Here is a 23327-nt window from a genome sequence, read left to right on the forward strand (position 1 = left end):
GAAGTATCGCAGCGATGCCAATACTGCAATCTCGGCGGTCCCGCCTCCGCCAAACCGGCGCGCCACTGCTCATTTTTTGTGCAGTGTGACCTGAATGATTGCACAGTGCAGGGTCAGAGCCTAGACAGGCGCGACTTGGCAAAGAGGTCCGTCATGCGCACAGCCGCAATCATCGTAGCCGCCGGCCGCGGCGTCCGGGCGGGTGGCCCGCTGCCCAAGCAATGGCAGACCATTGCCGGGCGCAGCGTCGCGGGTTGGACTCTTCGAGCTTTTGAAAATGCCCCCGATATAGATGAGATCGTGCTGGTCGTGCATGAGGACGATATGACCCGCGCCCGCAGCCTGCCCGAGGCGGAGGGCGTGATGCTGGTCGTCGGCGGTGCCGACCGGGCCGCGTCGGTGCGTGCCGGGCTGGAGGCTCTTGCGCCCACGCCTCCGGACCGCGTGCTTATTCACGATGTGGCGCGCCCATGTGTGCGACAAACCCTGATTGCCGAGGTCTGTCGCGCGCTGAAGTCAGCCCCCGGCGCGGCCCCGGCATTGGCGGTCAGCGATGCGCTTTGGACCGGCACAGAGGGCTTCGTCACCGGGGCACAGTCGCGCGACGGACTCTTCCGGGCGCAAACGCCGCAAGGCTTTCACTATGTCGCGATCCGGGACGCCCATGCCGCACGGAAAACGCCCGCCGCCGATGATGTCGAGATTGCCCGCGCCGCCGGATTGCAGGTTGCCATCCTCCCCGGCTCGGACGACAATCTGAAGATCACAACCCCCGGAGATTTCGTCCGGGCCGAAAAACTGTTGGCAGGTCAAATGGATATCAGACTGGGGAACGGGTTCGACGTGCATCGCTTCGGCGCGGGCGATCACGTCACGCTTTGCGGGGTGCAAGTGCCCCATGATCGCGGCCTTCTGGGTCATTCCGATGCCGATGTGGGCATGCATGCAGTCACCGACGCAATTTATGGTGCGCTGGCGATGGGCGATATCGGCCGTCACTTCCCGCCATCGGATGAGCAATGGAAAGGCGCAGACAGTGCCATTTTCCTGCGCCATGCGGTTCATCTTGCGGGCGAACACGGTTTTGCAATCGCGAATGTCGATTGCACGTTGATCTGCGAGCGGCCAAAGATTGGCCCACACGCGCCTACCATGCAGACGGCGATGGCCGATCTCTTGCGGATCGAGGCATCACGCGTTTCGGTCAAGGCCACGACAAGCGAGCAACTTGGCTTTACCGGACGCGAAGAAGGCATTGCCGCCCTTGCAACCGCAACACTGGTGAAAACATGAACCATATGATCGCCACCTTCTTCGGCATCGGCCACATGCGCCCTGCCCCCGGTACATGGGGCTCGCTTGCGGCGCTGCCGGTTGCATGGGCCATCATTCAGCTGACGGGGTTCTGGGGATTGGCTTTGGCCACGGCGTTGGTTTTCTGGGCCGGATACCGCGCGACCGAGGTCGAGACGCGCGGTGCCGCCAATCATGACCCGTCAGAGATCGTGATCGACGAGGTCGCGGGTCAGTGGATCGCCCTGATGCCCGTTGCCTACGGCGCGGGCATGATGGGGGTGGACGTCTTGCGGCTTTGGCCGGGATGGATCGCCGCGTTTGTGCTGTTTCGCTTGTTCGACATCTGGAAGCCCGGCCCCATTGGGTGGGCCGACCGGCGCAACGACGCGATGGGCGTCATGCTGGACGATGTGGTTGCCGGGGTCTTCGCTGCAGTCATCACTATCGTGCTGGCAGCCGTGGCGCATGGGTTTCTGATGTGACCCTTGCCGAAAAAATCCTGCAAGAAGCGGTTGCCAAAGGCCTGACAATCACCACCGCAGAAAGCTGTACCGGCGGCATGGTTGCCGCCGCGATCACCGATATCGCCGGATCATCGGCGATATTCGAGCGTGGCTTCGTGACCTATTCCAACCTTGCAAAGCAAGACATGTTGGCTGTGCGGATGCAAACGCTGGAGAGCTTTGGTGCGGTTTCAGAACCCGTGGCGCAGGAAATGGCGCTTGGTGCCCGCAACGCCGCACATGCGGATATAGCGGTCGCCATCTCGGGCATTGCCGGGCCGGGCGGGTCAGAGTTCAAGCCTGAAGGGCGCGTGTGCTTTGCCACCGTGACCGCAACGGATAGCTTCGTCGAAACCATCGAATACGGTGCGCCTGGCCGGAGTGAGGTCCGCGCAGCCGCGCGCGATCACGCGCTGTCGCTGATCCTCAAAGCCATTCAGGCAGCCTAGGCCGGAACGGTGCTTTGGCGGCGATGAACGCCCTTGCATGCTTGACCTCCATGACAAGTCAGGCATTACCGACTGACCCGGAGCGGCGCTCCATCTTGCCCGATAAGCGTCAGGTCCATGCTTCGAATCGCTGTTCGGCTTGTGGCTGATCCTGCTGGATCTGGGCATAGCCACGCTCTGCCGCAGCGCTCAGTTCTGATGTGCCGTGATTCGACTGATCCTCTTCAGTGGGGGTGAGAACGATCGTCTTTGGTGCATTGCCGATGGATTCGATCATTGCCTGCTGCTGCGAATCGACCCGCGCCTGCGCGCGTGTCCGGATGAGTTGTGCCTCATCGGCGGAACGCTCGTCCGGTTGCACAATCTCCAGCCCGGTTGATTGCAGTTCGGACCTGTCTGTCCTCGAACTGATTACGAGGCCGTTGCCCGTTGCCTCGTCGCCATTTGACCCGCCGGGAACGGGCGGCGTGGCAGTCGGCCCTGCGTAGCCGTTGGTCGTTCCTGTCCCTCCGCCCCTCGTGCTTGCATCCGTGTTATCGCTATCAGAGCTTTCGCTGATGGCGGGTGGTCCGCCGGATTGAGCCGTTTCTTCGGCTGGCGGTGCCGCGCCACCTGGCCCGATGGACGGGTTCAAACCCGTTCCCGAGCCAAATAGAATCTGCGTAAGTTGCATCTGCCTCTGTCTCCTGAAATCGTTTCGAACACGTTTATTTTTGCGTCGAAATGAGACGATATCGGGGCAGATAGCCAAGTTCCGCACATCAAGGTTAACAGAACAGGTTGTTGTGACCGCGGCAAACGGAACAGGCGTCAGCCGTACAGTGCCGCGGCGCGTCGCTCAAAGGCGCGGACGATGCGCTGCATCGCTTCGTTGAAAACCACACCGATTATTTTCTGAAGCACCGCGTTCTTGAACTCGAAATCCACATGGAATGTCACGTCGCAGCCGCCTTCGGCATCGGCAAAGGCCCAGTTGGATTTCATATAGCGGAACGGCCCGTCCAGATATTCGGTGTCGATCTTCATGTCGTGGGGATAAAGGACCACACGGCTTCCAAAGCGTTCGCGGAACACCTTGAAGCTGATCACCAGATCGGCCAGCATCTCTTCGGCACCACCGCCGATGTCGTTTCGCGACCGGATGCGCGCCGCGGCACACCATGGCAGAAATTCAGGATAGGACGCCACATCGGCCACCAGATCGTACATCTGTTGGGCGGTATAAGGCAGCCTGCGGGTTTCACTATGGGTCGGCATGTCGCTCCGGTTTGGGTCGTGACAGTGGCGGTGCATGTCGTATTGTGGCGCGGAAAAATCAAGGGGATATCATGCCAGAGCGTCCATATGTCATCGACGAGATGATCTCTGCCAAGGCGATTGCCGCGCGGATCGAGGAATTGGCGGGTGAGATTCGTCACGAATTCGCCGATACCGACAAGCTGGTTGTGGTGGGTCTTCTGCGTGGATCGTTCGTCTTTATCGCCGACCTCGTGCGCGAATTGAACCTGCCCATCGAGGTCGACTTCCTTGAAGCATCCTCTTACGGAAACGCCATGCAATCCAGCCGGGAAGTGCGCATTCTCAAAGACTTGCGCGGTGCTATTGAAGGCCGCGACGTGCTGGTGGTCGAAGACATCGTCGATACAGGGCACACGCTTAACCACGTTTCTGGGATGTTGCGATCCCGAAACCCCGCCAGGTTGCGCACCATCGCGCTTCTGGACAAACCCTCGCGGCGCGAGGTCGATTTCAGGTCCGACTGGATCGGTTTCGAGATCCCAGATGAATTTGTCGTGGGTTACGGAATTGATTTTGCGCAACGCAATCGCAACCTGCCCTTCATTGGCAAGGTTCGTTTTACCGACGCCGAGGGCTGAGATGAACCCGATCTGGCTGCTGCGGTTGACCCGATGGGCGCGCAGACCTCCGGGGCGGCGGCTTCGGATCATCGTGGGCACCGTGCTTGTCGCCGCAATCTTGCTTTGGGGAATCGAGCATTTCTTCGGCTGGCCAGAGGCCCTGACCCCGGAACGCATCCCCCGGCGCATCATGCGTTAAGCGCCGGGCCCCGCGCAGAACGGTCGCTTGAATTTCATCCCTACCGTCCGCCCTGCCGACACTCCGCGCAAAGCGTCGAAGGTCACGAATTTGTGCACGCATCAGTGGCGGTTCCATCTGGATCTTTGCAAGAATATTGTTGCGGTCGTGTGAAACTACATTAGCCTCAAGCCATAGTTCGCAGTTTCAAGGAGCCCGACATATGAAGAATATTGTTACCGCTACAGTGATTGCAGGCGTTCTTGCGGGATCGGCCGCGCTTGCCCAGAATGACGGATCGGCTCAGGTCAAGGCACGACAGGGTCAGATGCGTGTCATTGCGCTGAACCTGGGTGTTCTGGGTGGCATGGCGCAGGGCAAAATCGACTACGATGCCGAAGCTGCGCAAAACGCCGCTGACTCATTGGCAGGGGTTGCGATGATCCACCAGCCGACCTTGTGGATCGAAGGCACGTCGAACGCTGATCGCGAGGGCACCAAGGCGCTGCCGGCGATCTGGGAAGACAATGCCGACTTCATGACCAAGTGGGATGCCTTTGTCACCGCTGCGAACGACATGCAGTCCGCCGCAGGCACCGGCAAGGATGCGCTTGGCCCGGCGATGGGCGGGCTTGGCGATGCCTGCAAGGCCTGCCATGAAAAGTACCAGCAATCCGACGATTAGGATACGATTTGATACGTCGATTCATTAGGCTTTTGCTGCTGGCCGCGCTTGTCGCGGCCGGTTTCGCGTTCTGGATGACCCGAGCCGTTCCGCTGGACGAAGATGCGCTGGCGGGTGTCGAAGGAGATGTGGAAAACGGCCAACGCGTATTTACGGCGGCAGGCTGCGCCTCTTGTCACGCCGCCCCGGACACCAAGGGCGATGACAAGCTGGTGCTCGCGGGCGGACAGAAATTCCCGTCGAATTTCGGCACGTTCATTGCGCCCAACATCTCGCCCGATCCGACCGAGGGTATCGGCGACTGGACAGCGGCTGAGTTCGCCAGTGCGGTGATGCAAGGCGTTTCGCCCGAGGGCCAGCATTACTACCCCGCCTTCCCTTACGGCGCTTATACCAAGATGAAAAAGCAGGATCTTGCCGATCTCTGGGCCTATATGCAGACCCTGCCCGCCTCGGACACAGCAAGTCAGCCGCATGATGTGGGCTTTCCGTTCAATATACGGCGCGCTTTGGGTGGTTGGAAACTGCTGTTTATGGATGACAATTGGGTGCTGAAAAATGCCCCGTCAGAGCAGGTCACGCGCGGCCGTTATCTGGTCGAGGCGCTGGCCCATTGCGGCGAATGCCACACCCCGCGCAACATGCTGGGTGGGATGGACACATCCCGCTGGTTGGCCGGGGCCCCCAATCCGTCCGGCAAAGGCCGCATTCCCGGAATCGCCCCCGGTGCCTTCAAGTGGACCGAAGGTGAAATCACCTATTACCTTGAAACCGGCTTCACCCCCGATTTCGACAGTGTCGGCGGGCATATGGTGGCCGTGGTCGAGAACATGGCGGAACTGACCGAAGGCGACAGACAGGCAATTGCTGCCTATCTCAAATCCGTGCCCGAGCAACCGTCAGAGTAATCTGGCATCGCAAAACAAAAAACGGCGCCGCGATCATCGCAGGCACCGTTTTTGTTGCAACCGTGCGTAACTCAGGCGCGGTTCAGCTTTGCATTGCGCGCCGTTTGAAGCCGCGCAAAATCATCGCCCGCATGATAGGACGACCGCGTCAGAGGCGTCGCGGACACCATCAGGAAGCCTTTGCCATAGGCGGATTTCTCGTAGGCGGCAAATTCGTCCGGATGCACGAACCGGTCAACCGCGTGGTGTTTCGGTGTTGGTTGCAAATATTGCCCGATAGTCAGAAAATCGATGTCTGCCGCGCGCATGTCGTCCATCACCTGCAAGACGGCCTGACGGTCCTCGCCCAGTCCAACCATGATGCCCGACTTGGTGAACATCGCCGGATCAAGCTCTTTGACCCGTTGCAACAGCCGCAGTGAATGGAAGTACCGCGCACCGGGGCGGACTTCGGGATAAAGGCCCGGTACGGTTTCAAGGTTGTGGTTGAACACATCAGGCTTGGCGGCAACGACCGTTTCCAGAACCGACGGCGCGCATTTCAGGAAATCCGGCGTCAGAATTTCAATCGTGGTGCCGGGGCTGCGGTGCCGAATGGCGCGAATCGTCTGGGCGAAATGCTCTGCCCCGCCATCCTTCAGATCGTCGCGATCGACCGAGGTGATGACAACGTGATTCAGTCCCAGCTTCTGCACGGCATCCGCGACCTTGCCCGGCTCGAACGCATCAAGCGTATCGGGACGCCCGGTGGCAATATTGCAGAACGTGCAGCCTCGGGTACAGATCTCGCCCATGATCATCATCGTGGCGTGACCTTGCGACCAGCATTCGCCTACGTTCGGACATCCGGCCTCTTCACAGACGGTGACAAGCCCATGCTCGCGCATGATCTTCTGAGTGTCGGCATAGCCTTTGCCGCCCGGAGCCTTGACCCGGATCCAGGAAGGCTTCTTCGGCTGGGCATTATCCGGACGATGCGCTTTTTCCGGATGCCGTTCGGCTGGGATATTGAGATCTCGCACGTTTTATTCCCCGCGAAGCTGTTTCGGGCTTCGCTTAGCATATGTATTTGCAGGGGGTAGTACCAGTCCCGCATGGCTGCCATGCAGTCGCGCCTTTGTTTTAACGAGTGCCCCCTGCATTTTCACGATGGAAATTAAGGAAAAAGCGCTTGCACACCGTTTTGGATGCGTCTTGGGCAAGGCATCTCAACGCTTTTCCGTAGGTCTGACGGCCATGCTATCCCGCTATGCTGCAATTGCAGCATTTCCCGATTGAGGTCGGCCCTCGATCCGCGTTAGTCCTTGTCTGATTCTTTACTTAGACGATCAGGAGAGTTCCGATGAAAGCAGGCCTTCCCCTTCCGCAAGTGACCTTCCGGACACGCATTCGGGATGAGTCGGTTGACGGTCCTAACCCGTTTCGCTGGCAGGACATGACCACTGCCGACTATTTCGCAGGCAAGCGCGTTGTGCTTTTCTCGTTGCCTGGCGCGTTCACGCCGACATGTTCGACCTATCAACTGCCCGGCTTCGAGAACAACGCCGAAACTTTCGCCAATTTCGGCATTGACGAGATTTACTGTCTTTCGGTGAACGACAGTTTCGTGATGAATAAATGGGCCGAAAACCAGGGGTTGAAAACCGTGAAGGTCATCCCGGACGGATCCGGCGAATTCACCCGCAAGATGGGCATGCTTGTCGAAAAGTCCAACCTGGGCTTCGGCATGCGCAGCTGGCGCTATGCCGCGATTGTCAAGGACGGCAAGGTCGAAACCTGGTTCGAAGAGCCCGGCATATCCGACAATCACGCCGAAGACCCCTATGGTGTGTCCAGCCCGGAAAACCTGCTGGAGTATCTTCAAAAGGAAGCGGCGGGAATCGCTGCCGAATAATCCGCAATACCCGGATAGAAAAACGCCGCTGCTCTGATCGGGGCAGCGGCGTTTGCATGTTTGGCGCTTACCCGATCAGGCCACCCCCTGCCCCCAGCACTTCGTCATAGTGCCGACGCAGCCGTTGCAGCGCTATTCGCAGTACGATCTTGCCGGACCGCGCCGACCAGCCCATCCTCTTTTCGGCCGATTCCATACCTTCCAGATAGCAGCAGCAGCGCAGAACGACATCGCCAAGCCCCGGCCCAAGATCGGACAGGGCGGTCGCGACACGATCCCGCGCCGCAGTCGGGCCATAGCCCCGCAGATCTGCGCCCTCGCCGCCTCCCCGCGCGCCTGCTGTCAAAAATCTGTCCCAGTTCTGTGCGACCCGAGGCCCCATCTGGGCAAGCTCAAAATCCTCGCGCAACCTTTCCCCGGCCGAGACCAGTTTTTCCGACAGGAAGGGCTGCCCGTCATGGTCTCGCCGTCGCGCAAGAGCGGTCAGTGGCGATTCCGCCAGTGAATATCGCATGCGCTTGCTGCGGCGGTCCCCTTCGGCCTCTTGCGAAACAGGTGCGCCGTCAAACCCCGCCTGCGCTTCGGCAAACCCCCTCGCCGAATTTTCGCTGGCCGCGATCAACCGGTTCAGCTCTGCCCGCCCCGCAGCCGTGATCTGGTAGCGCGAGATCCGTGCAGGCTCTCTGCACATGATCCAGTCCTTGAGCGCCATCGCCTGAGCGATCCCGCTATCCACAACCGCAGTCCGGGTCGATGTGCCATCGCCGGTGTCGCGGACGACAACGGCCTTGTCCATCTCGGCCGCAACCGCAAGAACCGCCCCGGTTTCACAGAGCCTGCGCAGAATGCGCATGGCTTCGCGCTCCAGCGTCTTGTCGTCGGGCGCCATGTGGGGCTCTGTCGGTAAATTGCTCATGTTTGGACGGTCCTTGTCTGACGAGATGGCCGATTTCGGGATGTGATGCCGGCCAAGCTTTCGCAAGGCGGCATCGACCAACGGGTCGTCGCGCAGCGTCTCGACCTTGCGGACCTGCCGCAGAACCGTCGAGGCATGACACCCTGTTTCCCGAGCCAGCTGTCTGATGCTTATGCCCTCTTCGATATGGTGCAGATAGTTGCGTGCGGCATCAGGAACCCATCCGGGATACCCGCCCGCAGTGCTTGTCTCTACGTTCAACCGCATGACTTTCCTCGCATTGCCGTTACCCGTCTGGATTTCCGTGGCTGGTATCCAGATCATTTGAGTCAAATTTTTCACAACCTATGCGGGTATTTATTTCTGCTTCGTTAACATGGTCATGAATTCACCATCATTGTTTCCAAAGTATAAATGCCGCTGAACCAAGCGTTCGGTGAAGGCGCGCCCTTCGCAACACCCGAAAAACTTGTGTCATGGTTTCCGTGGATTTGGAGAAAAGGACCCGACGCCATGCAAGACATTCTCAGCCTTCTGCACACGCTCAAACGCCCTCGCTTGTTGATCCGGGCAGCGCGAATCGGTGCGCAGGATTACCAACGCACCGCGCATCTTCCACGACTTCTGGGGTATGGCGCGCTGCCGCGCACCGGGCCTGCCCTCATGCGTCTGATGGAGATAGAGGCAGAGCTGAACGCCCGCCGCGAGGCAAGCGATGCAGGCTATTCCATCGCCCGCCATGTCGAATTACTGGTGGCGATGATGGGCGAGGCCCGCGTGCTGCGCAGCGCGGGCCAGACCTGAGGAAACTTACATGAAGGCGTCCGGCATCGACGCCTTCTTTTCGACGACATAGGCGTTCAGCGCCTCGTTGATCGCGGGGTCAAGCGCGGGCTGCTGATAATCGTTCAGCAGCTTTTCGACCCGCAAGGCGGCCAGCGCTTCGGAATCGCGTGCGCCTTCTTCGTCCCATGTCTCGAACGGTTTGTAATCGAAGGTCTCGGACCGCCAGAAGGCGGTCTTGAAATGCGCCTGCGTATGCGCGCAACCAAGGTAATGTCCGCCCGGCCCGACCTCGCGGATCGCATCCAGCGCCTGCGCTTCCTCGTCAACATTGACGCCCTGCGCGAACTTGTGCAGCGCGCCCAGCTGATCGGCATCCATCACGAATTTCTCGAAGCTCGACACCAATCCGCCTTCGAGCCAGCCGCAGGCATGCAGCATGAAGTTCACGCCCGACAGAAGCCCCATGTTCAGGCTGTTCGCCGTCTCGTATGCGGCCTGCGCATCCGGCAGTTTCGATCCGCAGAACGATCCGGCAGACCGGAATGGCAGCCCCAGTCGCCGCGCAAGCTGACCGGCACCATAGGTGATGTGGCTGGCCTCGGGTGTGCCGAATGTGGGCGCGCCCGAATTCATGTCAATCGACGTCACGAAAGCGCCGAAAATCACCGGCGCGCCTTTGCGGACCAACTGCGAATAGGCGATGCCCGCCAGCACTTCGGCCAGCACTTGCGTCAGCGTGCCCGCCACCGACACCGGTGCCATCGCGCCGCCCACGATGAATGGCGAGATGATCGCCGCCTGATTGTTGCGCGCATAAACCTCCAGCGCGCCCATCATCACATCGTCGAAAGTCAGCGGCGAGTTGATGTTGATGAGCGAGGTCATCACCGTGTTTTGCTGCACGAACTCCTTGCCGAACAGAATTTCGCACATGTCCACCGAATCCTGCGCGCGGCTGGGTTCGGTGACGGACCCCATGAAGGGCTTGTCCGACAGGGTCATGTGGGCTTGCAGCATGTCCAGATGGCGCTTGTTGACCGGAATGTCCGTCGGTTCGCAAACAGTGCCGCCGGAATGGTGCAGCCATTTCGACATGTAGCCCAGCTTCACGAACTTGCGGAAATCCTCCATCGTGGCGTAACGGCGGCCACCGGCAACATCGCGCACGAAGGGCGGGCCGTAAACCGGCGCCAGCACCAGCGACTTGCCCCCGATCTCGACATTGCGCTCCGGGTTGCGGGCGTGCTGGGTGTAGCTTTTCGGCGCGGTGCTGCAAAGCTGCCGGGCAAGGCCACGCGGAATGCGCACACGTTCGCCATCAATATCGGCGCCCGCCTCGCGCCAAAGCTCCAGCGCTGCGGGGTTGTTGACGAAGTTGACCCCGATTTCTTCCAGCACTGTTTCGGCGTTATGTTCGATGATCTCCAGGGCTTCGGTGGTCAGAACCTCGAAATTTGGGATGTTCCGCTCGATATAGCGGGCGGTTTCGACGCTGACTGCGGTGCGTTCTGCCCTGCGCGCGGCACCGCCACCGCCCCGTGCGCGCCTGCGACCTGCTGCTTCAACCATATCCCGCCCTCGCAAATTGCCGTTCCGGCCCATCATGGACCCACCTGTCCAAGCGTCTTACCGCGCGGACTCAGAAGTGTTTTTCCGGTTTCCGGCAGTTGTGGGGCGAAAACGACATCCATCCCCTTTCCTGACACGACCCCAAGCTTCGCCCGGTTTTCTTTGACCTCGCGACAGGCAGACTGCATCATGCCTGAAAAAGCGGCGGAACGCCTTGAATTCGGGAGGACGCGGCAATTTCTGAACCCGCACACGAACGCAAAACCCTGACATCGTCAGAAATTACCGCCGTCGCACATCTTTATCGTGGCGAGGTTTACCGCAGCACGATCTGGCGCACCCGGCTGGACACCACGACCAACTGGGCCGTCGTCACGTTGGGCGTTGCGCTGTCAATCTCTTATGCCGCGCCCGAAGCATCGCCGCTGCCGCTTGTTCTGGTCGGTGTTCTGATCATCCTGTTCCTGATGCTGGAGGCGCGGCGCTATCGCTATTTCAACGTCTGGCGCGCCCGCGCCCGCTGGATGGAGGTGCATTTTTACGCGCCCATGCTGGCCGATGGCGACCTGCACCTTGAGGAAGACTGGCAGAAGGTACTGGCAAATGATTATCTGCGCCCGCGCTACCATGTCTCGTCGATGGTTGCTGTCGGCCGACGGATCCGGCGCAACTATCTGTGGATCCTGTTGATCCAGGCGCTGGCCTATACGGGCAAACTCGTCGTGCACCCGACGCCAGCACAATCCGTGTCACAGGTCATTCAACGCGCCGATGTCGGTCCATTACCCGGCGAAGTGGTGATCGCGATCGGCGTTGTCTATGTCATCTCCTGGGCCGCCATCGCGATTTGGAGCGCCCGGCTGGACAGTCGTCGGGGCGCGATCCGCGGCACCGAACAAGCCAGTTCCATGGGTTAAGCGCGCCGTTCTGAACGCAATCACACGATCCGCGATCCACGCTCTTGCCTCGCTTGCGCCAAAGGGCTACGAGCTTGGCGCATGAGCCAGATATCGCATGACCGCCTCCTTATCATCGACTTCGGATCCCAGGTAACGCAGCTGATTGCGCGCCGCCTGCGAGAGCTGAATGTCTATTGCGAAATCCACCCCTATCAGAATGTCACCGATGCCTTTCTGCGCGACTTTGCGCCCAAGGCCGTGATTTTCTCGGGCGGGCCGGATTCGGTCACCCGCGAAGGCAGCCCGCGCCCGCCCAAATCGGTCTATGACCTTGGCGTGCCGATCCTTGGCATTTGCTACGGCCAGCAGGTCATGATGCAGGATCTTGGCGGTCGCGTTATCGGCGGCGAAGGCACCAGTGAATTCGGCCGCGCCTATGTCACGCCGGAACCGGACCGGATCGACCTGTTGCAAGGCTGGTTCATGGACGGATCGGGCCGCGAACAAGTCTGGATGAGCCACGGCGATCACGTCGCCGATCTTGCCCCCGGCTTTCAGGTCTACGCCACCTCGCCCGGCGCGCCCTATGCGATCACCGCCGATCTGGACCGCCGGTTTTATGCCGCGCAGTTCCACCCCGAGGTGCATCACACGCCCAACGGCAAGACGCTTTACGAGAATTTCGTCAAGGACGCTGGCTTTACCGGCGACTGGACAATGGGTGCCTATCGCGAGGAAGCGATCCGCAAGATCCAGCAGCAGGTAGGCGATGCGAAAGTCATCTGCGCGCTGTCCGGCGGCGTTGACAGTTCGGTGGCCGCCGTTCTGCTTCACGAAGCAATCGGCGACCAGCTTACCTGCGTCTTTGTCGATCACGGGCTATTGCGGATGAACGAGGCGACCGAGGTCGTCACCATGTTCCGCGAGCATTACAACTTGCCGCTGATCCATGCGGATGAAAGCGAATTGTTCCTTGGCAAGCTGGACGGCGTTTCCGATCCCGAGACCAAGCGCAAGATCATCGGCGGGCTTTTCATCGACGTGTTCCAGAAATACGCCGATGGGATCGAGGGTGCAGAGTTCCTGGCCCAAGGCACGCTGTATCCTGACGTCATCGAATCAGTATCGTTCAGCGGGGGCCCCTCGGTCACCATCAAGAGCCACCACAATGTCGGCGGCCTGCCTGAAAAGATGGGTCTGAAGCTGGTCGAGCCGCTGCGCGAGTTGTTCAAGGACGAGGTGCGCGCGTTGGGGCACGAGCTTGGCCTGCCAGCCAGCTTCATCGGCCGCCACCCCTTCCCCGGCCCCGGCCTGGCAATCCGCTGCCCCGGAGAGATCACCCGCGAAAAGCTGGAGATCCTGCGCAAGGCCGACGCGGTTTATATCGACCAGATCCGCAAGCACGGCCTGTATGACGAAATCTGGCAGGCTTTCGTGGCTATCCTTCCGGTCCGCACCGTCGGCGTGATGGGCGACGGGCGGACCTATGATTTCGCCTGCGCGCTGCGTGCCGTGAACTCTGTCGACGGGATGACCGCCGATTATTATCCCTTCACCCACGAATTTCTGGGCGAGACGGCGACACGGATCATCAACGAGGTCAAAGGCATCAACCGCGTCACCTATGACGTGACCTCGAAACCTCCGGGCACGATCGAGTGGGAATGAACCATGTATGCGCCGCTTCCCGACGATGTGCGGATCGCTGGCAGGTCGCTGGTTGATCGGGACGGGCTGACGCTGATCGCGGTTTTCCGGAACGAAAGCTACCTGCTTCCTGCCTTTCTGGATCACTACCGTGGGCTGGGCGTGTCCAGATTCGTGCTGCTTGATGATCGGTCGGATGACACCAGCCGCGATCTGCTTGACGATCAACCCGATGTCATGGTGCTGGAAAGCACGCGGCGCTACGGCGACAGCGTGGCCGACACCGAACGCCCGCCAACGGTGCGCAGCGTGTCAGGCTATCGCCAGATTCACCTGTGGCGCACCGCGCTGGCGAACTGGCTTTGCGACGGCAGGTGGATGATCCAATGCGACATTGACGAGTTTGCATCGCTGCCCTCGGGAGCGACGCTGGATGGCCTTGCCAATCGGTTAGAGCGGGACGGCGCGGCGGGCGCATGGGGCGGCATGATCGACCTCTACCCCGCCCATTTCGACGACCTCGCACAGGACACGCCTGCCGCCGATGACCCGCGCAACGGGCGGTGGTATTTCGACGGCGTGCGGCATTTTTCGTTGCGGCGCAACGGGCCGCCACGGCACCACTATGCGGGCGCACGGTCCAGGCTCAACCGCGCCTACCTGCCAAACGCTCGTCAGTTTTCTGCGTTCGAGATCTGGAAACTACGCGCTCTGGGGGCGCGCAAATCGCCCGCCGGGCGGTTCGTAAAGCCGCTCCTGCAAAAGTGGCGGCGCGGCGCGTGGTATCTTTCATCGCATGAAACGACGCTCCGCCTCAGCCATAGGGTTCTGATACCGCTGCTTCACTACCGCTACACTCCCGCGCTGCAAGCCAAAGTCCTATGGGCCATGCAAAGTGGCGGCTATTCCAAGAACAACTCGGATTATTTCACGATCGACCGGCTGCTCAGCGCGATGAACGAAGCCAAAGGCAGCTTTCTGGGCGATGTCTCGAAAGAATACACTGGCCACACAGATCTCGTCGCGACCAGAAATGCTCGCGGACTGACATGACCTGTGGCCGGGCAGCTTTCCGCCATCTCCCCTGGGTGTTCCGTCCAGACAAGGATTGGTTGCAGCCATAACCTCGGATTTCGTTCCAATTGGTGGCACATCTGAAGGCTGACAATGATTTCCTACGCGTCGGCGCCTATGATCCGGCTTTCAATGCACCTTCCCGTCGAAAACGCGGGAAAACCACCCTAGCCCGGCACCTCCCTAGGCTTGCCCTCATCATCAATCGCCACAAAGGTAAAGATCGCCTCGGTCACCTTTTCGCGACCCGTGGCGAGGCCCCGGCGGACCCAGGCCTCGACGTCTATGGCCATGGATGTGCGTCCGACGCGCTTTATCTCGCAATAGACGCACAGCACGTCCCCCACCTTGACCGGGCGGAGGAACTTCATCGCGTCCACGGCCACAGTGGCGACACGTCCCTCGGCGCGCTCGCCCGCGACGATGCCCGCCGCGATGTCCATCTGGCTCAGCACCCAGCCACCAAAAATATCGCCCGAGACATTTGTATCCGCGGGCATTGCCAGTGTGCGCAAGGTGACGTCGCTGTGGTGGGGCTTGTTCATCGCAGTCTCCTTGGTTGCGACCACCATATCACTGCGCGGCCCCACGCCAACCCTGCATGGGGCGGAGATTTCCCCGCCGGTGCAAAACGGCCTTGCCGTCAGAGGCAAAACCCGGTCCGGAATACCTGACTGTGGCACAGCCCCGCGATCAGGCATGATGGGGTCAGGAGGAAAGATCCCATGACAACCAAGCATGACCAACCCGCCCCCGACACATCCAGGCAACCCCAAAATGCGCCGCAGCCGCCGAAACCTTTCCGTTTCACTGACTGGGCGGCGATCTGACCCGCCCCGCGCGAAGCCGCCTGTGCAGCCGGTCTTTGCGCCCCCTTAATGACCCACCGCGCGGTGGAATCCACACTTGCGCAACCCTGATAAAGTGGCTCCCATTCGGTCAGGACCTACATGCGGAATAATTTAACTAATTGATAACAAACAAGGTTTCGCCACGAAACCATTTGACACAAACTCCGTCCTTGCCACGAATCACAAAGCCTGCCATACGCTGCCTCGCTACGTTATTCTCTATCGCTCTACTGTCTCCCTTACACGGCGCTCAGTTCCTCGATCAAGACCGACCGCGCCGGGCTGCCGCAATAAAGTGGGCAGCAAATGATTAGGAGACCACGGATATGGCTACTGGCACCGTGAAATGGTTCAACACCACAAAAGGCTTCGGCTTCATCGCACCTGACGCAGGCGGCAAGGACGTTTTCGTCCATATCTCCGCTGTTGAGCGTTCGGGCCTAACCGGCCTGGCCGACAACCAGAAAGTTGAGTACGAGCTGGAATCCGGCCGTGACGGCCGCGAAAGCGCGTCGAATATCGAGCTGGTCTAAGACCGCTTGCGGGGTGGGCCACCGGCCCATCCCAACCCTCACCGCGTCAGCTATGACAGCAAGATCGCCGTGAGATACATTCCCAAACCAAACACCGTATGGGCGATCAGCCCCATGATCCGCACCTTCCAGGGCGTGTCTGTTCGCGACGCCGCCCAGCCCAGCCCCATTCCGGGCTGTAGCAGAAACCACCCCGCCGCAATCGTGATCAGCGCAAAGATCCACACCGGCAGGAATGTCGGCGCGGCCACCCAGGCGGTCCCGACGATCAGCACGAACATCACCCCGTAGAGCACACCCACGCCGTAATGCACCCCCCATCCGAGCGCTGTTTCGGACGCGACCGGCGCGGCCTCTGCAATGCTGTCGTGAAAGAGTTTGCCGCGCAGGGTGTGGCCTGACCACCGACCGACATTCGCCCAGTTGGGCTTTGGTTGCCCGGCGAAGCGGTTCAGCACCTCCGCCCATATATCCATTGCGACAGTGCCGCCCAATCCCATCAAAGCCCCTGTTGCTATCAATTCCATGACTGCCCTCTTCCCTATCCGCCAGATCGAGATGCCCCAGGATTGGCGGCAGTACAATACGCGTCATCGTCGACCCGGCTCCCAGACATTCAGACACGAGGGCCCAACCCTGCTTTCGCGGTGCAAGCCGGCAACATTGACGGGTAACAATTCCATGAATTACCGGAACATTTCCCCCTTCACGTTGCTTTTTCCCTCAATAATGCGAAAATACGCTGTCCAGATGAGAGTATGAGCACGACCATGATTTCCAGAAGAACACTTCTCGCGACGGGTGCTGCCGCCCTCGCCACCCCGGCGCTGGCGCAACAGAACTTCCAACTTGACCCGATTTACCTTCCACAAGCCGTGCGCATCAAACAGACGCTGCAACCGCAACAGATCCTGATCGTCCCGCGCGCCCATTTCCTGTACTATGTCACAGAGCCGGGCCGCGCCCTGCGTTACGGTGTCGGCGTTGGCAAGGCGGGGCTGGAATTTACCGGCACTGCGTCGATCGACGTCAAGAAGGAATGGCCGACCTGGCGCCCGACAAACGAGATGATCGAGCGTGAACCCAAGACCTACGCCAAGTTCAAGGACAATGATTACGTCCAGCCCGGCGGTCCGGGAAACCCGCTTGGCGCGCGTGCTCTTTATCTTTTCCAGAATGGCCGGGACACCTATTTCCGCATTCATGGCACCACCTCGCCGCGGTCCATCGGACGGTCGGTCTCGAATGGCTGTATCCGAATGATCAACGAGCATGTCATCGATCTGTATCAGCGCGTTCCCGTCGGCACCAAGGTGACGGTCCTTTAGGCTCGGTGCACGGCTGCGGCCAGTCACATGCATGATGTTATCGTCATCGGCGGCGGGCCAGCCGGGGCTTCCGCCGCTGTGACGGCAGCGCGCGCAGGCCTGCGCACGGCGCTTGTGGACAAGGCCCGATTTCCGCGTGACAAGCTTTGCGGAGGCGGCTTTACCGGCCGCAGCCTAAGCTATTTTCAACAGATTTTCGACGCCCCCCGTCCGGACGCACCGATGCTTTGTCGCAACGAAATGGCGTTTTACGCGTTTGGTCAGCACCTCGGAACGTATCAGGACTGTCCGCCCCTGTATCTTGCCATGCGCCGCTCGCTGGACGCAGAGCTGTGCGCAAGGGCAATCGCGGCCGGAGCCGAGGATTTCACCGGCAGAGCCATGCAATCGCTGACGCCGGATGGCGCGGTCACGTTGGTCGACGGCACGTTGCTGAAAGCGCCGGTTGTGATTGGGGCTGATGGCGTCAATAGCCCGACAGCCCGGTCTCTGTTCGGCACAGCCTTCAATCGCCATGAAATCGGTTTTGCGCTGGAGGTCGAATGCGATACCTCGCCCGACACATTGCCGGTACGAATCGATTTCGGCGCGGCCGATTGGGGATATGGCTGGGCCTTTCCCAAACAACATGGCGTGACCGTAGGCGTGGGGGGCCTGTTACGCAGGAATCCCGACCTCAAATCCTTGCTTGAGCGCTATTTGGTGGCAACGGGACTTGAGAGTCACAGCACCGTAAAAGGACAATTCCTGCCCTTTGGTCACGCCCGCAAACAGCCCGGAAAAGGCCGGGTTCTTCTGGCTGGTGACGCGGCTGGGCTGGTCGATCCAATCACCGGGGAAGGCATTGCATATGCGATGAAAAGCGGGCAAATGGCGGCTCTGGCCGGTATTCAATCGCTTGCCAAAGGGACGCCAGAGACGGCTTTGACGCAGTATCGGCAAGATTTGCGCGCGATCACGAAAGCTATTGGACAGGCACGTTTTCTGCGCCAGTTGATGTTTCGCCCGATTTTTCGCCGGGTCTTTATAAATAGTTTCGTGCGTTCCACTCACTTGCGCCACGAATATCTGCGCCTATTGGCCGGAGAGACCGAATATTCGGGACTCAGCCGGTCAATTTCACGTCGTCTGCCGAGGTATTTTTGGCGCACTATCGCCAACACACGCTAAAGGCGAACTTTTGTCTTACTTCCGCCCCATTTTCAGGTAATAAGACATTCAGGGACAGAAACGTTCCTGATTCTAATGGGAGAAAGTGTTGGCAATCGTCGCGCTCATACTTGGTAGTCTTGCCGGTTTCATCACCGCCTGCACTGGTTGGGCATTCTTCGAATGGTCACTTTCCTATGCGTTTCTGGTCTATCTGATTGGTAGCATCTTGTCTCTCGGCATTTGCGTGGCCGCGATGTTGATATCCCCGGACTCCACGCGATAGGCACAAGTTTGCCTCCGGCTTTTTCGGCCATCGAGTTTGCGTAAAACTTCTTGAAAACTGCCGAAAGATGAGGAAAAGATAGTGTCGCGACGTTACCACTATCGACCCACTGTTGCTGTTAAATGGCTCAGTTCTCGATTCTGCACTGACTAGCCAAACTGCCGCAGTTCCGCGGGCAGGACTTTGACAGGAGATACGACGATGGCAACTGGCACCGTCAAATGGTTCAACACTACCAAAGGTTACGGTTTCATTGCGCCCGATGGCGGCAGCAAGGACGTTTTTGTTCACATTTCCGCGGTCGAGCGGTCCGGTCTGACCGGCCTTGCAGACAACCAGAAGGTGACTTTTGATATTGAACCTGGCCGTGACGGTCGTGAATCGGCTGTGAATATCTCACTGGCATAACCCGCCTCTAGATGGCCGAAAGATGCGCCCCGGACGGCCCCGCCGCCCGGGATTCTTGTTTCAGGGGCAAAGAGTTTCCCGGATCTTCTGGTGTCGCAGGGGCGTCCGCCGCGCCTGCCTTGGCGTTACGACAGAGCCACGACCTAGGCGTCTAGTTTTCGGTGCGCTCAAGCAGTTGTTCAACCGCTGGCCCGATCTCGTTGACGATGTGCCCGACCCCTTTCGCATTGGGATGTATGCCGTCGGGCTGCATGAAGGCGCTGTTATTCGACGCCGTGGCCCCGGCCTGCCGCAACCCTTCGAAGAAATCCGGAAAATAAAGCGTGTCATACTGTTTCGACAGGTCCGGATACATCGCGTCAAAGGCGGTTTTATACTCGGCCCCAAAGTTGCCGGGCGCGTATAGCCCGACCAACAGCACCTCCACCCCTTGCGCTTTGGCGACGTCCAGGATGCCCTTGATATTGGCGCGCGCCGCCTCTGGCGGCAGTCCGCGCAGCAGGTCATTGCCGCCAAGCGCCACGATCATGCCGTCCACTTCGGGCGTCAGCGACCACTTGACCCGCGACAGCCCCCCTGCGGTCGTGTCGCCGGAAACGCCCGCATTGATCACTTCGACGTCATGGCCGCGCGCGGCCAGCCATTTGCGCAGTTGCGGCACGAATCCGTCGCCCTGCGATAGTCCGTAGCCCTGCGTCAGGCTGTCCCCAAGCGCCAGAATTTGCGTCTCGGCCGCCTGTGCAACGGTCGCAAAGGTGAACCAGACCGCGACCGCGACCTTGCTCACCGCCCTCAAGAGACCATATTGAGCCTGTACCTGCATTGACTGGACCTTTCTGTAATGACCAAACCTATTCTCTCCCTCCAAGATGTCACGCTGGCGCTGGAGGGCAATGCCGGGCCGGTAGAGATTCTTCACGGTATCTCGATGGATGTGTCAGAAGGCGAGACATTGGCACTGGTCGGCCCGTCGGGGTCTGGCAAATCCTCGTTGCTGATGATCATGGGCGGATTGGAACGTGCCAGCGCCGGAAGTGTCACCGTGTTGGGCCAGGAATTGAGCGAGATGGACGAGGATCAGCTTGCCCGCATGCGCCGCGACGGAATGGGTGTGGTCTTTCAGTCTTTCCATCTGATCCCGACGATGACGGCCCTGGAAAACGTCGCCACTCCGCTGGAACTGGCAGGCCACAAGGACGCGTTCGAGCGCGCCGCGACAGAGCTGGAGGCCGTAGGGCTGGAGCACCGCGCCGACCACTACCCGGCGCAACTGTCGGGGGGCGAGCAACAGCGTGTGGCGCTGGCGCGGGCCTCTGCCCCGCGACCGCGGCTGCTGTTGGCCGATGAGCCCACCGGCAATCTGGATGCCGCCAATGGCGATGCGATCATTGACCTGTTGTTCGACCTGCGCGACCGGCATGGCGCAACGTTGGTACTTGTGACGCATTCAAACACACTCGCCGCGCGCTGCAACCGGGTGATCCGCCTGCATGACGGGCGTGTTGCAGACGCCGCCCATGACGCCTCACAGGCTGCTGCCGAATGAGCCTGCCGGTCGCGTTTCGTCTTGCCGCGCGGGAGTTGCGCGGCGGTTTGCGCGGGTTTCGCGTATTTCTGGCCTGTCTTGCGCTGGGGGTCGCGGCCATCGCGGCTGTCGGCTCTGTCCGTGCCGCGATTCAGGCGGGCCTGTCGGAACAGGGCGCGGTCATTCTGGGCGGCGACGCCGAATTGCGCCTGACCTACCGCGATGCCAATCCGGCTGAACTGGCCTGGATGCGCGACATTTCCACCGATCGGTCCAAGGTGATCGAGTTTCGGTCCATGGCCGTGGTTGCCGGGCCAGACGGGGATGAGCGCGCGCTGACACAGGTCAAGGCCGTGGACAACGCCTATCCTCTGCTTGGCACGCCGGAACTGGACCCTGCCATGCCGTTGGCGCAGGCTTTGGACGGCCGCGGGGGCACTCCCGGTGCGGTCATGGCACCGGTGCTGGCCGCCCGTCTGGGGCTGGAGCCGGGCGACAGTTTCCGGCTTGGCACGCAGGCCTTCACCCTGTCGGCCCTTCTGACATTCGAGCCGGACGCAGGCAGCGCGGGCTTCAGCCTTGGACCCCGGACAATCGTGCGTGCAGAGGCGCTGGAAACCTCCGGCCTGCTCGCCCCCGGTACGCTGTTCGAGACCAATTACCGCCTGATCCTGCCCCCCGCCAGCGATCTGGACGCCCTGAAACAAGGCGCGCAGCAGCGGTTCGCGGATAGCGGCCTGCGCTGGCGCGATGCCCGTAACGGCGCGCCGGGCGTGGCGCGTTTCGTCGACAGGCTGGGCGCGTTTCTGGTGCTTGTCGGGCTTTCGGGGCTGGCTGTGGGCGGCGTTGGCGTCTCTGCCGCCGTGCGGTCCTATCTGTCGGCCAAGACCGGCGTGATTGCCACGCTGCGCACGCTGGGCGCAGGCCGGGCGGTGATCTTTCAGACCTATTTCCTGCAAATCGGCGCGCTCAGCCTGCTGGGCATTGCCATCGGGCTGGTGCTGGGTGCCAGCCTGCCGCTGCTGCTGGCACCGATCATATCGGCCTCCCTGCCGGTGCCTGCCGATTTCTCGCTGCATCTGTCGCCGCTGGTCGAGGCCGCGATCTACGGCATGTTGACGGCGTTGCTGTTCACCCTCTGGCCGCTGGCGCGGACCGAAGATGTGCGCGCCGCCACGCTGTTCCGCGATGCGTTGGGACAGGCCAAACTGCTGCCGCGTCCGCGCTATCTGCTGGCCACCGCCCTGCTGCTGGCGGTGCTTCTGGGCACGGCTGTCGCATTTTCCGGCAATGCCTTCCTGACGCTGTGGACGGCGGCGGGTATCATGGGCGCGCTTTTGGTGCTGGCACTGGCCGCACAGGGCGTGCGGCACCTTGCGCGTGCGTCCGGCGCGCTTTCCCGTGGCCGCCCGGTGCTGCGATGGGCGCTGTCGGCGATTGGCGGTCCGGGAGAGGCCGCAGCCTCTGTGATGATCTCGCTGGGGCTGGGCCTGTCGGTGCTGGCAGCCGTCGGACAGATCGACGGCAACCTGCGCAACGCCATCGACGGAGAGTTGCCCGAGGTCGCGCCGTCCTACTTCTTTGTCGACATCCAGCAGGATCAGATGCCGGGCTTTCTGGACCGGGTCGAAAATGATCCCGCCGTATCGCGTGTCGCAACCGCGCCGATGCTGCGCGGCGTGCTGACCCGGATCAACGGACAGCCTGCGCGCGACGTGGCCGGGAACCATTGGGTTGTGCGCGGCGATCGCGGGCTGACATATGCGCAAGACCTGCCCGACAACACGACCCTGACGGCAGGAGAATGGTGGGCACCGGATTATGACGGCCCGCCGCTGGTCAGCTTTGCCGCCGAAGAGGCCGAGGAAATCGGTCTGAATCTGGGGGATACGATCACCGTCAACGTGCTTGGCCGCGACATCGACGCCACGATTGCCAGCTTCCGCGAGGTCGATTTTTCGACCATGGGCATCGGGTTCGTGATGACGCTGAACCCGGCCGCCCTGCAAGGCGCCCCGCACAGCTTTATCTCGACCGTCTATGCCGAGGAAGCCGCCGAGGCACCGATCCTGCGCGATCTGGCACAGGCCTATCCCAATATCACCGCGATAAGGGTGCGCGACGCGATTGATCAGGTCGGCACGCTGCTGATCGCGATTGCCAATGCCACGCGCTGGGGGGCGGCGGCGACGTTGCTTACGGGCCTGCTGGTCCTGATCGGTGCCGCAGCGGCGGGCGAACGCGCCCGCAGTTTCGAGGCTGCCCTGCTGAAGACATTGGGCGCCAGCCGGGGCCGCATCCTGCGCAGCTTTGCCCTGCGGTCTGCCCTTCTGGGGGCGGGCGCGGGGATTGTCGCTGTCATTGCGGGTGGATTGGGGGCCTGGGGTGTGCTGACCTTCGTGATGGAGACGGATTTCACCTTCCTGCCCGGAAATGCCCTGACAATCGTCATTGGCGGCGGGGCGCTAACCCTTGTGTCCGGGCTGGTCTTTGCGCTGCGCCCAATGGCCGCCAGCCCGGCGCGGGTTCTCAGGTCGCGCGAATAGTCACCTTGATCCCGGCGCTTCAGGCTGGCATGTGACAC

At 60.8% G+C, this 23327-nt stretch carries 26 protein-coding genes; 18 read left to right on the top strand and 8 right to left on the bottom strand.

Features of this window, described 5'->3' with window-relative positions:
* Positions 1-153: 153 nt before the first annotated feature.
* From B8991_RS09155 to B8991_RS09165, 3 genes are read left to right on the top strand one after another with little or no spacing between them, the layout of a single operon-like run.
* A complete protein-coding gene (locus B8991_RS09155; protein WP_084352669.1) occupies positions 154-1293 on the top strand; it encodes a bifunctional 2-C-methyl-D-erythritol 4-phosphate cytidylyltransferase/2-C-methyl-D-erythritol 2,4-cyclodiphosphate synthase in 1140 nt (379 codons plus the stop codon).
* Positions 1290-1778, top strand: coding sequence for a phosphatidylglycerophosphatase A family protein (locus B8991_RS21870; protein WP_084352670.1), 489 nt, complete (start codon positions 1290-1292; stop codon positions 1776-1778). Before B8991_RS09155 ends, B8991_RS21870 begins: the two co-directional genes overlap by 4 nt.
* On the top strand, positions 1775-2248 hold the full coding sequence (locus B8991_RS09165; RefSeq protein WP_235866585.1) for a CinA family protein: 474 nt from the start codon (positions 1775-1777) through the stop codon (positions 2246-2248). The genes B8991_RS21870 and B8991_RS09165 overlap by 4 nt, the downstream gene beginning before the upstream one ends.
* 109 nt (positions 2249-2357) lie before the next feature.
* On the opposite strand, the gene B8991_RS09170 is transcribed toward B8991_RS09165, so the two are convergent.
* Both B8991_RS09170 and B8991_RS09175 read right to left on the bottom strand, forming a co-directional pair.
* Positions 2358-2921 carry a hypothetical protein gene (locus tag B8991_RS09170; protein ID WP_084352672.1) on the bottom strand — a complete coding sequence of 188 codons (564 nt, stop codon included), beginning with the start codon at positions 2919-2921 and terminating at the stop codon, positions 2358-2360.
* Between the two features lie 137 nt (positions 2922-3058).
* Positions 3059-3505 (bottom strand): type II toxin-antitoxin system RatA family toxin, encoded by a 447-nt coding sequence (locus B8991_RS09175; protein WP_084352673.1) that lies wholly within the window; start codon positions 3503-3505, stop codon positions 3059-3061.
* Between the two features lie 71 nt (positions 3506-3576).
* Between B8991_RS09175 and hpt the strand changes: the two genes are divergently transcribed.
* The 4 genes from hpt (at position 3577) to B8991_RS09195 (ending at position 5878) form a co-directional block, all read left to right on the top strand.
* Positions 3577-4125, top strand: coding sequence for a hypoxanthine phosphoribosyltransferase (gene hpt / locus B8991_RS09180; RefSeq protein ID WP_084352674.1), 549 nt, complete (start codon positions 3577-3579; stop codon positions 4123-4125).
* A 1-nt stretch (position 4126) separates the two neighbouring features.
* Positions 4127-4306 (top strand): hypothetical protein, encoded by a 180-nt coding sequence (locus tag B8991_RS09185; RefSeq protein WP_084352675.1) that lies wholly within the window; start codon positions 4127-4129, stop codon positions 4304-4306.
* Between the two features lie 202 nt (positions 4307-4508).
* Positions 4509-4970 (top strand): c-type cytochrome, encoded by a 462-nt coding sequence (locus tag B8991_RS09190; protein WP_084352676.1) that lies wholly within the window; start codon positions 4509-4511, stop codon positions 4968-4970.
* Positions 4971-4981: 11 nt separating this feature from the next.
* Positions 4982-5878 (top strand): cytochrome c, encoded by an 897-nt coding sequence (locus tag B8991_RS09195; RefSeq protein ID WP_084352740.1) that lies wholly within the window; start codon positions 4982-4984, stop codon positions 5876-5878.
* Positions 5879-5949: 71 nt separating this feature from the next.
* Here the strand turns inward: B8991_RS09195 and lipA are convergent, their stop codons facing one another.
* Positions 5950-6900 carry a lipoyl synthase gene (gene lipA / locus B8991_RS09200; protein WP_084352677.1) on the bottom strand — a complete coding sequence of 317 codons (951 nt, stop codon included), beginning with the start codon at positions 6898-6900 and terminating at the stop codon, positions 5950-5952.
* A gap of 320 nt (positions 6901-7220) precedes the next feature.
* Here lipA and B8991_RS09205 point away from each other — a divergent pair, with 320 nt between their 5' ends.
* The gene (locus B8991_RS09205) at positions 7221-7772 is read left to right on the top strand and encodes a peroxiredoxin (protein ID WP_084352678.1); all 552 of its coding nucleotides are present in this window, start codon (positions 7221-7223) and stop codon (positions 7770-7772) included.
* A gap of 67 nt (positions 7773-7839) precedes the next feature.
* On the opposite strand, the gene B8991_RS09210 is transcribed toward B8991_RS09205, so the two are convergent.
* Positions 7840-8955: a DUF6456 domain-containing protein gene (locus B8991_RS09210; protein ID WP_084352741.1), complete on the bottom strand. Its 1116-nt coding sequence runs from the start codon at positions 8953-8955 to the stop codon at positions 7840-7842.
* 246 nt (positions 8956-9201) lie between these two features.
* On the opposite strand from B8991_RS09210, the gene B8991_RS09215 reads away from it, so the two are divergent.
* On the top strand, positions 9202-9492 hold the full coding sequence (locus tag B8991_RS09215; RefSeq protein WP_084352743.1) for a DUF6477 family protein: 291 nt from the start codon (positions 9202-9204) through the stop codon (positions 9490-9492).
* A gap of 6 nt (positions 9493-9498) precedes the next feature.
* Here the strand turns inward: B8991_RS09215 and B8991_RS09220 are convergent, their stop codons facing one another.
* Entirely contained in the window at positions 9499-11043 is a 1545-nt protein-coding gene (locus B8991_RS09220; RefSeq protein ID WP_084352742.1) for a trimethylamine methyltransferase family protein, read from the bottom strand.
* 281 nt (positions 11044-11324) lie between these two features.
* On the opposite strand from B8991_RS09220, the gene B8991_RS09225 reads away from it, so the two are divergent.
* From B8991_RS09225 to B8991_RS09235, 3 genes are all read left to right on the top strand, one after another.
* Positions 11325-11960 (top strand): DUF2270 domain-containing protein, encoded by a 636-nt coding sequence (locus tag B8991_RS09225; protein WP_084352679.1) that lies wholly within the window; start codon positions 11325-11327, stop codon positions 11958-11960.
* Positions 11961-12041: 81 nt separating this feature from the next.
* The gene (gene guaA / locus B8991_RS09230; RefSeq protein WP_084352680.1) at positions 12042-13610 is read left to right on the top strand and encodes a glutamine-hydrolyzing GMP synthase; all 1569 of its coding nucleotides are present in this window, start codon (positions 12042-12044) and stop codon (positions 13608-13610) included.
* 3 nt (positions 13611-13613) lie between these two features.
* Complete coding sequence (locus tag B8991_RS09235; RefSeq protein WP_084352681.1) at positions 13614-14642, top strand: glycosyltransferase family 2 protein; 1029 nt, start codon at positions 13614-13616, stop codon at positions 14640-14642.
* A gap of 188 nt (positions 14643-14830) precedes the next feature.
* Here B8991_RS09235 and B8991_RS09240 read toward each other — a convergent pair whose 3' ends face one another.
* Positions 14831-15208 carry an acyl-CoA thioesterase gene (locus B8991_RS09240; RefSeq protein ID WP_143514528.1) on the bottom strand — a complete coding sequence of 126 codons (378 nt, stop codon included), beginning with the start codon at positions 15206-15208 and terminating at the stop codon, positions 14831-14833.
* Positions 15209-15840: 632 nt separating this feature from the next.
* Between B8991_RS09240 and B8991_RS09245 the strand changes: the two genes are divergently transcribed.
* The gene (locus B8991_RS09245; RefSeq protein WP_084352683.1) at positions 15841-16047 is read left to right on the top strand and encodes a cold-shock protein; all 207 of its coding nucleotides are present in this window, start codon (positions 15841-15843) and stop codon (positions 16045-16047) included.
* Between the two features lie 50 nt (positions 16048-16097).
* Here B8991_RS09245 and B8991_RS09250 read toward each other — a convergent pair whose 3' ends face one another.
* The gene (locus B8991_RS09250; protein WP_084352684.1) at positions 16098-16574 is read right to left on the bottom strand and encodes a DUF2938 domain-containing protein; all 477 of its coding nucleotides are present in this window, start codon (positions 16572-16574) and stop codon (positions 16098-16100) included.
* A gap of 243 nt (positions 16575-16817) precedes the next feature.
* On the opposite strand from B8991_RS09250, the gene B8991_RS09255 reads away from it, so the two are divergent.
* The 3 genes from B8991_RS09255 to B8991_RS09265 all read left to right on the top strand — a co-directional run bounded on the left by B8991_RS09255 (position 16818) and on the right by B8991_RS09265 (position 19218).
* Positions 16818-17375, top strand: coding sequence for a L,D-transpeptidase (locus B8991_RS09255; protein WP_084352744.1), 558 nt, complete (start codon positions 16818-16820; stop codon positions 17373-17375).
* A gap of 27 nt (positions 17376-17402) precedes the next feature.
* Positions 17403-18545, top strand: coding sequence for an NAD(P)/FAD-dependent oxidoreductase (locus tag B8991_RS09260; RefSeq protein ID WP_084352685.1), 1143 nt, complete (start codon positions 17403-17405; stop codon positions 18543-18545).
* A 466-nt stretch (positions 18546-19011) separates the two neighbouring features.
* Positions 19012-19218: a cold-shock protein gene (locus tag B8991_RS09265; protein ID WP_084352686.1), complete on the top strand. Its 207-nt coding sequence runs from the start codon at positions 19012-19014 to the stop codon at positions 19216-19218.
* Between the two features lie 151 nt (positions 19219-19369).
* On the opposite strand, the gene B8991_RS09270 is transcribed toward B8991_RS09265, so the two are convergent.
* Positions 19370-20041 (bottom strand): arylesterase, encoded by a 672-nt coding sequence (locus B8991_RS09270; protein ID WP_084352687.1) that lies wholly within the window; start codon positions 20039-20041, stop codon positions 19370-19372.
* An 18-nt stretch (positions 20042-20059) separates the two neighbouring features.
* Between B8991_RS09270 and B8991_RS09275 the strand changes: the two genes are divergently transcribed.
* Positions 20060-20764: an ABC transporter ATP-binding protein gene (locus tag B8991_RS09275; protein WP_084352688.1), complete on the top strand. Its 705-nt coding sequence runs from the start codon at positions 20060-20062 to the stop codon at positions 20762-20764.
* Complete coding sequence (locus tag B8991_RS09280; protein WP_084352689.1) at positions 20761-23289, top strand: ABC transporter permease; 2529 nt, start codon at positions 20761-20763, stop codon at positions 23287-23289. Before B8991_RS09275 ends, B8991_RS09280 begins: the two co-directional genes overlap by 4 nt.
* Positions 23290-23327 lie beyond the last annotated feature (38 nt).

This window comes from Primorskyibacter flagellatus, from assembly GCF_900176485.1.
GTDB lineage: Bacteria > Pseudomonadota > Alphaproteobacteria > Rhodobacterales > Rhodobacteraceae > Primorskyibacter > Primorskyibacter flagellatus.